We start from the raw sequence: 13233 nt of genomic DNA, 5'->3' as shown, positions 1-13233 counted from the left end.
TTTTTCCTCGCCTTGCTCAACGGTCGCGGCGCGAGCGCAGGCCCCAGCCCTTGCGCTCGAACAGGCGCTCCAGCGCGAAGAACAGCGTCGGCAGAATGAACAGCGTCAGCAGCGTCGACACCACCAGCCCGCCGACCACCACCGTGGCCAGGCCGCGCTGCACGTCGGTGCCCACGCCCGTGGCCAGCGCCGCCGGCAGCATGCCGATGGACGCCACCGTGGCCGTCATGAGCACCGGCCGCAGCCGCTCGGTCGCGCCTTCGAGCACCGAGGCTTCCAGCGCCAGCCCTTCGCCGCGCACGCGCCGGAAGTTCGCGACCATGATGATCCCGTTCTGTATCGACACGCCGAACAGCGCGATGAAGCCCACCGCGGTGGCCACGTTGAGCGTTTCTCCCGCCACGTGCACCGCGATCAGCCCGCCCAGCGTGGCCATCGGCACCACGCCCAGGATCAGCGCCACGTGCCGGATCTTGCCGAACTGGAAGAACAGCAGCACCGCCATGATCGACACCACGATCAGCAGCGACACCGCCAGCCGGGCCTGCGCCCGCTGCTGGTTCTCGAACTGGCCGGCCCATTGCAGCCGGACCTTGGCGTGGTCGAACTTCACGTCCTTGGCGATGCGCTCCTGCGCTTCCACCAGGTAGGAGGCGAGGTCGCGGCCGCGGTTGTCGATGCGCACCGTGATCTGGCGCGAATTGAGCTCGTGCGAAATGGTGCTCTCGCCGGTCTGCAGCTTCACGCTGGCCACCTGCGACAGCGGTACCTTGGCGCCGCCCGCGCCGTTGAGCAGCAGCGAGCCGATGGCCTCGGTGCCGCTCTTGGCCGACTTCGGCAGCTTGACGGTCACGTTGTAGGTGCGGTCGCCGCTGTACACGGTGATGACGGGCGCGCCGCCCATGCCGGTCTGCACCAGGCTGGCCACGTCGTTCGCGTTCACGCCCAGCCGGGCCGCGGCTTCGCGGTCGAGCTTGATGACCACCTGCGGAATCGGCGGCTCCTGGAACAGCGACGCCGACGCGGTGCCGCGCACGGTGTGCAGCAGGTCGACGATCTCGTTGCCGATGCGCCGGCTTTCCTTCAGGTCGTCGCCGTAGATGCGCAGCACCAGCGGGCTGTGCGCGCCGCCCACGGCGTCGTTCACGCCGTCGATGATCGGCTGGCTGATGCCCACGTCGAAGCCCGGCATCTTCGAGAAGCGCTCGTTCAGCGTTCGCACGAAGGCGGCCTTGTTCACGCCCGCAGGCCACTCGCTGTAGGGCTTCAGGCCCACGGGCACTTCCACGTGCGAAGGCGTCCAGGGGTCGGTGCCGTCGTCGTTGCGGCCCAGCTGCGTCACCACGTAGGAAACCTCGGGGTACTCGAGCAGGACGTGGCGCAGCTCCGCGGTCATTTCGCTGGCCTTGTCCAGCGACAGGCCCGACGGCAGCTGCACCTGCAGCCACAGCGCGCCTTCGTCGATGTCGGGCAGGAACTCGCGCCCGGCTGTGGCGCCCAGGATCGCCACCGCGGCCAGCGCGGCGATGCTCAGCGCATAGGCGATGGCCGGCACCCGCAGCAGGTGGCCCAGCACGCGCCGGTAGGCGCCCGTGAGCCACACCAGCGGCTTGTTGACGAAGGGCTTCATCGGCTTGCGCAGCGCCACGTAGGCCAGGCTGGGAATCAGCGTGATCGCGCACAGCAGCGCGCCCACCAGCGCGTAGCCCACGGTGAAGGCCATCGGCTTGAACAGCTTGCCCTCGGCGCGCTCGAAGGCGAACAGCGGAAAGTAGGCCGTGATGATGATCAGCGTGGCGAAGAAGATCGGCCCCGACACATGGCTCACCGTCTCGAGGATGTTGCCCTCGGTCAGCGTGGCGTGGGGCTCTTCCTCGCGCCGCCGCAGGATGGCTTCCATCACCACGATGGCGCCGTCCACGATGATGCCGAAGTCGATCGCGCCCAGCGAGAACAGGTTGGCCGGCATGCGGGTGAAGTGCATCACGATGAACACCGTGACCAGCGACATCGGAATCGCCACCGCCGCCACCACCGCGCTGCGCGGGCTGCCCAGGAAAAGGATGAGCACGAAGCACACAAGCGCCATGCCTTCGAGCACCGTGTGCGTCACCTTGTCGACCGTGAGCTTCACCAGGTCGTCGCGGTCGATGTAGGGCACGATCTTCACGCCCATGGGCGCAAGCTGCGCCTGCAGTTCGTCGATCTTCTTGTGCACGCCCTCGAGCACCCGCGACGGGTTCTCGTACTTGAGCATCAGCACGATGCCTTCGATGGTGTCGGGGTTCCTGTCCTTGCCCAGGATGCCGCCGCGCTCCTGGTGGCCGAACTGCAGTCGCCCCAGGTCGCGCACCAGCACCGGCGAGCCGCCAGACTGCGACACCACCACCGCGCCCAGGTCGTCCAGCGAGGTGATGAGGCCGATGCCACGCACCACGTAGCTCTGCTCGCCGCGCGCGATGCGCCCGCCGCCGGCGTTGGCGCTGTTGTTGTTGATGGCCGTCACCACGTCGCTCAGCGCCAGGCCGTATTTCTGCAGCGCTGCCGGGTCCAGCTCGAGCTGGAACTCCTTGGTGAAGCCGCCGAAGTTGGTGATGTTGACCACCCCGGCCACCTGGCGCAGCCCCGGAATGACGATCCAGCGCTGGATCTCGGACAGCTCCATCAGGTTCTTGGTGTCCGACTCCAGCGTGTAGCGGTAGATCTCGCCCGCGGGGCCCGCCACCGGGTCCAGCCCCGGTTGCGCGCCCGAAGGCAGCGAGACCTGGCCGATGCGCTCTGTCACGCGCTGGCGCGCGAAGTAGTCGTTGGTGCCGTCCTTGAAGGTCAGCGTGATCAGCGAGAGCCCGAAGGTGCTGCTCGAGCGGATCGAGGCCAGCCCGGGCGTGTTGCTCAGCGCCCGCTCCAGCGGCGTGGTGATCTGCTGCTCGATTTCTTCCGAAGCCAGGCCGTTGACCTGGGTCGTGACCTGCACCGTCACGTCGCCCAGGTCGGGGTAGGCCTCGACCGTCATCTGCGTCCACGACCAGGCACCGAACAGCACCAAAGCAATGGACATCGCCCAGACCAGGTGCCTGCGGCGAAAGAACTGGGTGATGATGAGATTAATCATTCAGCAGCACACCACCACGCACCACCACACGCTCGCCGGCATTCAGGCCGCTGCGAATGCGCACCTGGTCGCCGTCTTCTCGGCCCAGTTCGACCACGCGACGCACGAAGGTCCAGGGCTCCGCCTCGACGAACACGCTCACGGCGTCGTTGTTCATCAGCAGCGCCGAGGCCGGCACCTGCGGCTGCGCCGCCTGCGGCACCCCCAACACCGCTGTCGCATACATGTTGGGCTTGAACAGCCCGTCGGGGTTGGGAAACACGATGCGCGCCTTGGCGCGGCGCGTGTCGGCATCGAGCACCGAACTCACGAAGCCGACCTTGCCGGTGAAGCGGCGGCCCGGGTAGGCGGCCAGCGTGACCGTCACGTTCTGGCCGGGCGCCACCGCGCCCACCACGTTCTCGGGCACGTTCACCGTCACCCAGACCGAGTCGAGGTTGGCCACCGTCATCAGCGTGGCCGTGGCGTCGTTCAGGTTGGCGCCTGCGCCGGCATTCAGCGCGGTAACCTTGCCGGACATGGGCGCGACGATCTTCAGCAACTGGCCGGCCTGCGCGCCGCTGCCGTCCGCGCCCAGGCTGCGCAGGCGCGTCTCGCTGCGGCGCAGTTCGGCCGTCTGCTGCGCGACGGCGCTCTGGGCCGCTTCCACGTCCTTGGTTGCATTGGAGCCGGCCTCGTTCACGCCACGCGCGCGCACCAGCGCATGCTGCGCCAGTTCGAGCGCGTCGCGGGCCTTCTGCGCGTCGGACACGGCCTGCGCCAGGTCGGGCGACGTCATTGTGGCCAGCACCTGGCCGCGCTTGACCGTGTCGCCCAGGCGCACCTTCAGTTCGACCAGCTTGCCGGTCAGCGGCGGCAGCACGTTGACGGTGCTGGCCGGGTTGGCTTCCACCGTGGCAGGGAGGCTCACGTCGTGCGGCGAGGCCTGCTCGCCGACGGTGGCCACGCGCAGCCGGTCGCGCAGCGGCGAGCCGTCGGGCACGCTCAGCCGGTTGCCCTGGCGAACCAGCATCGGCGCCGGGGCGGCGGCCACGGTGGCCGCATGGGCGGTGTTGTCGAAGGAGTCGACGCACAGCGCCGCGCAGGTCAGCACGCCGAAGAAAATGCGCGCCGGCGTGATCTGGTAGAGGGATTTTTTCTTCATCTCAGGACATCCGTTGGGGCCGGACGCGCTGCGCACGGAATCCCTTTCCGTGCCCTTGATCCGCCCCCGTCACCCCAAGGGAGGTTAAGAAAGCGCGACTGAAGAAGCTCCCAAGAAATCCTGAAGTTTTCTTCAGAATCGGGGGCACGGCGCCCGCCGGGCGCGGCATGATCCACCCCGATGAGAATTCTGTTGATCGAAGACGACCGCAAGGCCGCCCGCCTTTTGGCCCGCGGGCTGCAGGAAGAGGGCTTCGTGGTCGATGTGGTGCACACGGCCGAGGAGGGCGACGAGGAAGCCTTCGTCATCGCCTACGACCTGATCGTGCTCGACTGGATGCTGCCCGGCAAGGACGGCCTGACCCTGTGCCGCGACCTGCGCCAGCGCGGCTGCAAGACCCCGGTGCTGATGCTCACCGCGCGCGACGCCCTGAGCGACCGGGTCGCCGGGCTGAACACCGGTGCTGACGACTACCTGACCAAGCCATTCGCCTTCGACGAACTGCTGGCGCGCGTGCGCGCCTTGCTGCGGCGCTCCGAGATCATGCGGCCCGTGGTGCTCGCGCTGGCCGACCTGAGCCTCGATCCGCTGAGCCAGCGCGTGATGCGCGGCGGCATGGTGCTCGACCTGACGCACAAGGAGTTCGCGATCCTGCAGATCCTGCTGCGCCATGCCGGCGAGGTGGTGAGCCGCTCCCGCCTGGCCGAGCAGGTTTGGAAGGACGACCTGATCGCCATCGACAACCTGATCGACGTGCACATCGGCAACCTGCGGCGCAAGGTCGACGCACCGCCGGCGCCGCCGCTGATCCAGACCGTGCGCGGGCGCGGCTTCAGGCTCGCGCTGGCCGAAGACAACCCCGGCGGCAGCCATGCTGCTTAGCTTCCGCAGGCGGCTGGCGCTGGCGCATGTCAGCGTGATCGTGGTGGTGATGACGATCGCCGCCCTCGGCTCGTACTTCGTGTTCTCGCGCAACGTGCACGGCGAACTCGACGCGGCGCTGCTCGCGCTGGCCGAGACCGAGCTTGGCATGCTGCTGTCGGCGAACGCCGGCGACGCGGTCATCGTGCACGAGGCGCCGCCCGGCCCGGCCGCGCCTTCGTTCGTGCGGCTCGACCGGCTGGTGCAGATCGTCGACACCGAAGGCCGCGTGCTGGCGCGCAGCAGCAACCTCGGCGAAGCGCAACTGCCCATTCCGCCCGTGCTGCGCGAGCGCCTGGCCGCCGGCGAGACCGTGTTCGAGACGCTGGACGGCTTCGGCGAGGAGCCGACACGCATGGTGTCGGTGCCCGTGCCGGGACATCGCAAGCTGCTGGCGGTGCAGGTCGCGGGCTCGCTCGACGACGTGAACCGCACCGTGGGCATGGCGAGCGTGCTGTTCCTGATCCTGGGCGTTTCCCTGCTGCTGGCGCTGGCCGCGGCGGGCGCGCTCATCACGCGGCGCGCCTTCGGCGCCATTGCCGACGTGGTGCAGCAGGCAAGGCACATCGGCGACGCCAATCTCGCCGAACGGCTGCCGCACCCGGGCACGCGCGACGAGATCGGCCGGCTGGTCGACACCCTCAACGACATGCTGAGCCGCATCGAGAACGGCATGGAAGCGCAGCGCCGCTTCACCTCCGACGCCTCGCACGAGCTGCGCTCGCCGCTGTCGCGCCTGCGCACCGAGCTCGAACTCGCGCTGCGGCGGCCGCGCGAGCCGGCGGCGTATGTCGAAACGCTGCAATCGTCGCTGGAGGAGGTCGAGTCGCTCACGCTGCTGGTCGAGGAGCTGCTGGTGCTCGCCCGCATCGACGCCGGCCAGGAGCGCGACGCGGCCGAGAAGGTGTCGCTCAACATGCTGGCCGAGGACGCCGTGCGCCGCCTGGAGCCGATGGCCCGGGAGCGCCGCCTGTCGCTGGTGCTGGAGCCCGCGCCGCCGGTGGCCGCGCGGGTGGCGCGCGGCGCGGCCAGCCTGGCGCTGGCCAACCTGCTGGACAACGCGCTCAAGTTCTCGCCGCCCGGCACGGTGGTGAGCGTGAGCGTGCGCGCCGACCTGGAGGCCGACGAAGCCATCATCAGCGTGTCGGACCACGGGCCCGGCATCCGCGGCGACGAACTGCCGCACCTGTTCGAGCGCTTCTATCGCGGCGCCACCGCGCGCTCGGACGAGAAGACGCCCGGGCTCGGCCTGGGCCTGGCGCTGTCGCAGGCGGTGGTGCATGCGCACGGCGGGCGCATCGAGGCGGCGAACGAAGCGGGGGGCGGGGCGCGCTTCGACATGCGGTTGCGGCTCGCGCGCTGAGGAGCGGGCGGGCCCGGCGGGCAAACCCTGACCGCGCGAAAGACCGCCGCTTCGAGAATGGCCCGATCCATTCCGGACCAACGAAGAGGGCCCCCGCCACCATGCTCTACGCCACGCTGTCACGCCGCCGCTTCACTTTTGCCACGGCCGCCGCGAGCCTTGCCCTGCCGGCATTCGCGCAGCAGCAGGGCACATGGCCGAACAAGCCGATCCGCATCGTGGTGCCCTACACGCCAGGCGGCTTCACCGACCAGATGGCGCGGCTGGTGCAGGTGGGCTTGCAGACCAGGCTCGGCCAGCCGGTGCTGATCGACAACAAGCCCGGCGCCAACAGCCTGATCGGCGTGGACGCCATCGCCAAGGCGCCGCCCGACGGCAGCACCTTCGGTGTCGTCATCGCGGCCTATGCGGCCAACACCACGCTGTACCCGAAGCTGCCCTACGACCCGCGAAAAGACCTGGCCGGGGTGTCGCTGATGGGCGTGTCGCCGCTGCTGGCGGCGGTCAACATCGAGTCGCCTTTCAAGACGGCGCGCGAGCTGATTGACTACGCCCGCGCCAACCCGGGCAAGGTGAGCTTCGGCTCTTCAGGCAACGGCTCGGCCGCGCACCTCACCACCGAGCTGTGGAAGTCGCTGACGCAGACCTACATGATCCACATCCCGTACCGCGGCGCGGTGCCGGCGCTGACCGACCTCATGGGCGGGCAGATACAGCTTTTCTTCGATGCGCCCACGGGCCTCATCAACCAGGCGAAAGCCGGCAAGGTCCGGCTGATCGGCGTGGCGGGCGACAAGCGGCTGGCGGCCGCTCCCGAGGTGCCGACCTTCATCGAGCAGGGCTTCGCGGGATTCACCGGCAGCACCTGGGCGGGCATGCTGGCGCCGGCCGCCACGCCGCGCGACATCGTCAGGCGCATGTCGGACGAAGTGGCGCGCATCATCCGCAGCGACGACACGCGGGCCAGGCTCGACGCGATGGGCACCATTCCGGCCGGCGGCACGCCCGAGGAGTTCGACGCGTTCATCGCGTCGGAGACCACCAAGTGGGGCAAGGTCATTCGCACGGCGGGGGTGAAGGCGGAGTAGGGCGCGACAGCAGCATCTCGATGTGCGGGATGCCGTCTTCGTCGTAGGGCTCGCCGGCCTCGACGAACCCAAACGACGCGTAGAACTTCCGAAGATAGAGCTGCGCGCCGATGCGGAGCGCGGCGCCGGGCCACAGCGCCCCGGCACAGGCAAGGCCGCGTGTCAGCAGTTCCTGGCCCAGCCCCTGTCCGCGATGCGCCGCACCCGTCAGCACGCGCCCGATCGATGCTTCCCGGTACGACACACCCGGCGGCAGCAGGCGCAGATAGGCCGCAAGCTGCCCGCCGTCGAGCGCGTAGAGGTGATGGGCCTGCATGTCCTTGCCGTCCGGATCGAGGTAGATGCAGCGCTGCTCCGCAACGAACACCTCGCTGCGCGCCGACAGGATCAGGTACAGGTCACGCGTACTCAATGCGTCGAAGTTTTCTTGATGCCATTCCATGGTGAGGTCCTTCGCGCCGAACATAACAGGCACGGTCGCTGCTACGCCTCTCGGTACTCAGACCCGCATGCCCCCTCATGAAGCACTTCATCGTCGAAATCAACTACATCGTTCCGCTCGAAAGAGTCCAGCAATCCGTGGCGCCGCACCGCGCCTATCTGCAACTGGGCTACGACGCCGGGCTGCTGCTTTGCTCCGGTCCCAAGGTGCCGGCGACCGGAGGGTTCATGCTGGCCCGCGCGGAATCGCTCGCCACGCTCCAGGAGTTCTTCGCGCAAGACCCGTTCCACACCGAGAAGCTCGCGAGCTTCACTTTCAGCGAGTTCAACCCTGTGAAGCGGCAGGGCTGGGCCGAGGCGTGGTTCGCCGAAACCCCGGCGGCCTGACGACTACCGCGGCGCGGTTGCGGCGCTAGCCACTGGCGCCGGCGCATCTTCCCAGCCGCCGCCCAGCGCCTTGTAGAGGCTCACGGTGTTCACGGCCTGCTTGAGCTGCAGCTCGATCCACTGCCGCTGCTCGATGTACAGCTCGCGCTGCGCATCGGCCCCGGCGAAGTAGTCTTCCAGCCCGTTGCGAAAGCGCGTGCGCGAGATCGCCGCCACCCGCTGCAGCGACTGCACGCGCGCCTGCTGGGCTTCGAGTTGCGGGCGCAGGTGGCTGTCGGCAATCAGCGCATTGGCGGTTTCGCGCAACGCCTGCTGCACCGAGTATTCATAACTCGCCATTGCGGCGGCCAGTCGCTCTTCGTTCGCGCTCAGGTTGGCCGAGCGGCGGCCCCAGTCGAAGATGGGCAGCGACACGCCGAGCACTGTGGCCCAACTGCGGTTGCCCGCGTTCAGCAGGCTCGAGAACTCGCCGCTCAGGCCGCCGCCCACGGCGGTCAATGAAAAGCTCGGATGGAACGCCGCCTTGGCCGCGCCGATGCCCGAATTCGCGGCCTCCACGCGCGCATACGCCGCCAGCAGGTCGGGCCGGCGCTGCAGCAGGCTCGCGGGCAGGCCCACAGGCACCTCGGCCACCGAGCGCTCCGGCCACGGGCGCTGCGCGCCTGTGGTGGCCGGCACCGGCTGGCCGACCAGTACCGTGAGCCATTGCAGGTCCTGCCCCACGCGCATGCGGAACTCCTCGCGCTGAACGGCCGCGCGCTGCACCAGCGACTGCGAGCGCAGCAGGTCGAGATCCGACGTGCCGCCCGCCTTGCGGGCACGCTGCATCACGCCCGTGCTGTCGGTCTGGATGGCCAGGTCCGACTCGGTCAGCGACAGCAGTGCGCGGTCTGCGCGCAGCGTGAGGTAGGCGTTCGACACCTCGCCCACCAGGTTCATGCGTGCTGCGGCGAAGTCGCGCTCGCTGGCCGTGGCCTGCGAGCCCGCCTGCTGCACGCCCGCATCGACGCGGCCGAAGAAGTCGAGTTCATAGGCCATGATGCCGGCCTGCACGGCATAGGTGTTGCCCACGCGGCCCACCGCCTGGCTGTTGGTGACCACGCCGGTCGAGCTGAGCGACGTGACCTGGTTGCCGCGCCCGGCCGAGCCCACCAGGCCGATCTCCGGGAACAGGCTGGAGCGCGTGCCGGCGTACACGGCGCGCGCTTCCCGGGCCTTGGCGGCATACACGCGCAGATCGCGGTTGCGCGACAGCGCAGTGCCGATCAGGCCGCGCAGCTCGTCGTCGCGCACGAAGGCCTGCCATGCCATGGGGGCGACGTCGGTGCCGGCCTTGCCGTCGGCCCATTGTGCGGGCACCTCGACATCGGCCGGCTTCAGCGGCGGCGTGAGGTTGCAGCCGGACAGCACCAGCACGGCGACCAGCAGCACCGCCAGCATCGGCGCCGTGCTCGCGAACATGCGCGGCATCCTCGGCACGCGGGGCCAGCGCCAGCCAGCGCTGTCCATGAAGGCCAGCACGGCGCGCGCCGGCTTCACCTGCGTGGCGACATGGCTGGGCGGCAGGCTGAAGACGTGGCGCACCAGCCGGTCGTGAACCGCGTCGTCGTGCACGAAGGCCAGTTCGGTGCCGGCGCCGGAGCGGCCCGTCACCGTGGCCGAAACCCAGCCCACATGATCGACGTGGATGTCCAGCGGTTGCCCGATGCCGATGCGGCCCAGCGCGGTGCTGTTGAGCAGCCGCGCGCCGTCGCCCGCGATCTCGGCGAAGCGTGCCGCACCCACGCCGGCGGCGCTGCGCACGGTGGTCGCGGCGTCGTACGGAAAGCGCTCGTCATGCTCGGGGCGCGGGCGGTCGATACAGGCGATCAACGCGGCCAGGCAGTACACGGTGGCGATGAAGGTCCACACCACGTTGAGCACGTCGCCGGTGGTCATGGCGCTGCCGATGGCGCCCAGCGCGCCCATCTCCATCGCGGCGATCAACGCGCCGAACACCGCGACCAGGTTCCAGTGCACCACCGTCCTGCTGCGGTCCTGCCCCTTGGCCGTGACCTTGAAGGGCCGGCCGAAGGGCCTTATCAGCGCCGAGACGATGGTGCGCGTGACGGCCATCGCGGCCACGATCTGCGTCACCTCGGTGAACACCGGCAGGCAGCGGCGCTGGCTGATCCAGTAGGTGTAGCCCCAGAACATGACGAGCGGTGGCAGGCCGTACATGGCAAACGCCCGGGGCGTGGCATGGAACGCCGAGGCGCCCGTGTACCAGTAGAGCGCGGGCGCCGCCAGGATCAGCAGGATGAACGGCTTGGTGAGCCAGTGCAGCAAGCCGTGCACGTAATGCAGGCGCGCCGTGAAGCTGTAGCCCTTGCCGCGCAGCGGGCCGTCGCGCAGCAGCGCCACCTGGATCGTGCCCAGGCACCAGCGGCTGCGCTGGTTGATGTAGTCGATGATGCTGTCGGCCGAAAGCCCGTTCGACAGCCGCTCGTTGAGCCAGCGCGTGACCCAGCCGGAGCGCATCAGCGTGTAGGTGGTGTAGATGTCTTCGCACACGCTGCCGGTGGGAAAGCCGCCGGCAGCGGTGATGGCGTCGCGCCGCACGATGAAAGAAGTGCCCACGCAGAACGCCACGTCGGCCGCGTCCTTGGCCGGCTGCAGCACGTCGAAGAACACGCGCTGCTCGTCGACCCAGCTGTCGGTGGCGCGCAGGTTGTGCTGTATCGGGTCGGCGTTGTAATAGAACTGCGGCGTCTGCACCAGGCCCACCTTCGACTTCGGGTCGTCGAACAGGCCGAGCACGCGGTAGACGATGTTGCGATGCGGCGCGAAGTCGGCGTCGAGCACCAGGATGTAGGGCGCGTTGGTTTGCCCGGCCGATTGCCGCAGGCCGTTGTTGAGGTTGCCCGCCTTGGCGTGCGCGTTGTCCGGCCTGCGCGCGTAGTGCACGCCTTTTCGCGCGCAGTAGTCGCGCAGCCAGTCGCGCCGCGTGTCGTCCAGCACCCAGACATTCACATGCGGATAGTCGATGGCCTGCGCGGCGAGGATGGTCTTCTCGAGCACGCCGATCTCTTCGTTGTACGTGCAGATGAAGACGTCGACGGCGGGCACATCGGCGCCGCGCTTGCGCAGCATGGCCTCGCCCGCGTCCGCCTGGGCGTGGTTGTCGCGGCGGCGCGAGAGCATCTGTATCGACAGCAGGGTGTAGACGATCGACACCATCTCGAACACCAGGAACACCCAGCCCATCAGCGTACCGAAGCCCAGGTCCGCCGGGGGCAGCGTTTCGGCCAGCCGCCACGCCACGTAGCGCACCAGCACCAGAGCGGTGAGAAAGCCGAACAGCACGCGGTGCGACGCACGGTCGGCGCGCGCATGGAAGACCATGATCAGGGCCAGGCCCACGACCATCAGATTGACCCTGAATTCGGGCGTATCGATCAGTTCGAACATGGCTTTGCTCCTGCGACGGTGGTTGTTCCGGTGAACGGGTTCCAGCCCTTGGCGGCCAGTGCGATCCAGGCCGTGGCGCCCAGGTGGGGCCAGCGGTAGTAGAAGAAGTCAGGGCCCTTGGAGTCCGGCCCTATGGCCAGTCCGGTCGATATGCGCGGGCTGGGCGTGGCGTAGTACAGGCCGTTGGGCGCGCGCTGCGAGGCCAGCAGTTGCCACAGCGCCTCGGGCGCCGCGCCCTTGACGGCCACCAGCGTGGCGGCGGCCTGCGCGCTCCCCTCGGTCCAGATGCCGTCGGGCTGGCGCGGGAAGCCGTAGCCGGCGCCGACGCGATGGTTCGCATCGACCCATGCGAGGCCGGCCTGCCATGCGCAGCGGCCCGGCGGCGCGGCCAGCAGCGGCCACAGCTGCGCGTCGAGGCCCGAGGCCGTGGTGGAAACGGTGGCGCCGTCGGCCTGCGTGCCGATGTGGAAGCGCTGCTCGGCCTTGTTCCACATGCGTTCGACGAAGGCCAGCGCGGTGGCGGCCTGGCGCTTCTGCTCCGGGTGTGCGCCGGAGCGGGCGGCCCATGCGGCGGCCATGGCGATGTCGATGTTGTGCTCGGTCGACTTCCAGGTCTGCGTAGCCTGCCGGTCGTCCCAGCCGTACCAGCCGCCGATGTAGCCGTCGGGCGCGACGCTCGAGCGCGTGCGCTGCTCGATCCAGGCCAGCAGCCTGGCGATGGCATCGGCATAGCGCGGGGAGGGTGCCGCCTGGTCGACGTTCAGCAGCAGCAGCGCGACCCACGCCACGTTGCCGGTCGCGGTGCTGACCTGGTAGGCGTCGGCGATCCACTGGTTCCTGTCCGCGTCCCAATAGCCGGAGAGCACCGGTTTCGCGTCGGCCAGCAGGCCTGCGCGGTAGGCGTTGCGGATGCGGCCGTCCGGATAGTGCGGGTCATGCGCCACGGCCAGCACCATTGCGTCGGCGATGCGCCTTGCGGATGCGGTGTCGCCGCATGCCAGCAGCGCGATGCCGGCCAGCGCGTTGTCGTACACGAAGGCCACGTTCGCGAGGCTCGGCGCGAGTTCGGGCACGCCGTCGATCTGCGCCTCGGTGCGGTAGCTCGGCAGGAAGAGCGGGGCCGAAGAATCCCCCCGGCTGCTGAACGCGACGGCGCGGCGCAGGCCATCGCAGCTTTGCCGCGCGAGCATCTGTTGCGCGGGGCTTTCGGCTGCCGGTGCTTGCGGTGCATGGAGGCACAGCGCCGTTGCCATCGCCAGCGCGCATCGTCGAGCAAGGTTCGCGTGATCCATCGTCTGCCTCCATCGGCTTCGAGGATTCATGCCGC

9 protein-coding genes are annotated in these 13233 nt (G+C 69.2%); 4 read left to right on the top strand and 5 right to left on the bottom strand.

The features are described 5' to 3' along the window. Nucleotides 1-16 precede the first annotated feature (16 nt). Nucleotides 17-3112 (bottom strand): efflux RND transporter permease subunit, encoded by a 3096-nt coding sequence (locus WIX39_RS17670; protein ID WP_409195485.1) that lies wholly within the window; start codon nt 3110-3112, stop codon nt 17-19. Next, a complete protein-coding gene (locus WIX39_RS17665; protein WP_409195484.1) occupies nt 3105-4256 on the bottom strand; it encodes an efflux RND transporter periplasmic adaptor subunit in 1152 nt (383 codons plus the stop codon). Before WIX39_RS17665 ends, WIX39_RS17670 begins: the two co-directional genes overlap by 8 nt. Before the next feature lie 180 nt (nt 4257-4436). Here WIX39_RS17665 and WIX39_RS17660 point away from each other — a divergent pair, with 180 nt between their 5' ends. The 3 genes from WIX39_RS17660 to WIX39_RS17650 all read left to right on the top strand — a co-directional run bounded on the left by WIX39_RS17660 (nt 4437) and on the right by WIX39_RS17650 (nt 7628). Beyond that, nucleotides 4437-5138: a response regulator transcription factor gene (locus WIX39_RS17660; protein ID WP_081269512.1), complete on the top strand. Its 702-nt coding sequence runs from the start codon at nt 4437-4439 to the stop codon at nt 5136-5138. Further along, the gene (locus WIX39_RS17655) at nt 5131-6540 is read left to right on the top strand and encodes a sensor histidine kinase (protein ID WP_409196352.1); all 1410 of its coding nucleotides are present in this window, start codon (nt 5131-5133) and stop codon (nt 6538-6540) included. Before WIX39_RS17660 ends, WIX39_RS17655 begins: the two co-directional genes overlap by 8 nt. A gap of 101 nt (nt 6541-6641) precedes the next feature. Further along, nucleotides 6642-7628 carry a Bug family tripartite tricarboxylate transporter substrate binding protein gene (locus WIX39_RS17650; protein WP_409195483.1) on the top strand — a complete coding sequence of 329 codons (987 nt, stop codon included), beginning with the start codon at nt 6642-6644 and terminating at the stop codon, nt 7626-7628. Here the strand turns inward: WIX39_RS17650 and WIX39_RS17645 are convergent. Continuing rightward, nucleotides 7597-8070 carry a GNAT family N-acetyltransferase gene (locus tag WIX39_RS17645; protein WP_409195482.1) on the bottom strand — a complete coding sequence of 158 codons (474 nt, stop codon included), beginning with the start codon at nt 8068-8070 and terminating at the stop codon, nt 7597-7599. The genes WIX39_RS17650 and WIX39_RS17645 overlap by 32 nt on opposite strands. Nucleotides 8071-8147: 77 nt before the next feature. On the opposite strand from WIX39_RS17645, the gene WIX39_RS17640 reads away from it, so the two are divergent. Next, a complete protein-coding gene (locus WIX39_RS17640; RefSeq protein ID WP_409195481.1) occupies nt 8148-8456 on the top strand; it encodes a YciI family protein in 309 nt (102 codons plus the stop codon). Between the two features lie 3 nt (nt 8457-8459). On the opposite strand, the gene WIX39_RS17635 is transcribed toward WIX39_RS17640, so the two are convergent. Together WIX39_RS17635 and WIX39_RS17630 are read right to left on the bottom strand one after the other, a co-directional pair. Further along, nucleotides 8460-11906, bottom strand: coding sequence for an efflux transporter outer membrane subunit (locus WIX39_RS17635; protein ID WP_409195480.1), 3447 nt, complete (start codon nt 11904-11906; stop codon nt 8460-8462). Further along, the gene (locus tag WIX39_RS17630) at nt 11894-13198 is read right to left on the bottom strand and encodes a hypothetical protein (RefSeq protein WP_409195479.1); all 1305 of its coding nucleotides are present in this window, start codon (nt 13196-13198) and stop codon (nt 11894-11896) included. Before WIX39_RS17630 ends, WIX39_RS17635 begins: the two co-directional genes overlap by 13 nt. Between the last annotated feature and the right edge of the window lie 35 nt (nt 13199-13233).

Source organism: Variovorax sp. AB1(2024) (genome assembly GCF_037482385.2).
GTDB lineage: Bacteria > Pseudomonadota > Gammaproteobacteria > Burkholderiales > Burkholderiaceae_C > Variovorax.
This window is presented reverse-complemented; position numbering and strand designations above follow the sequence as displayed.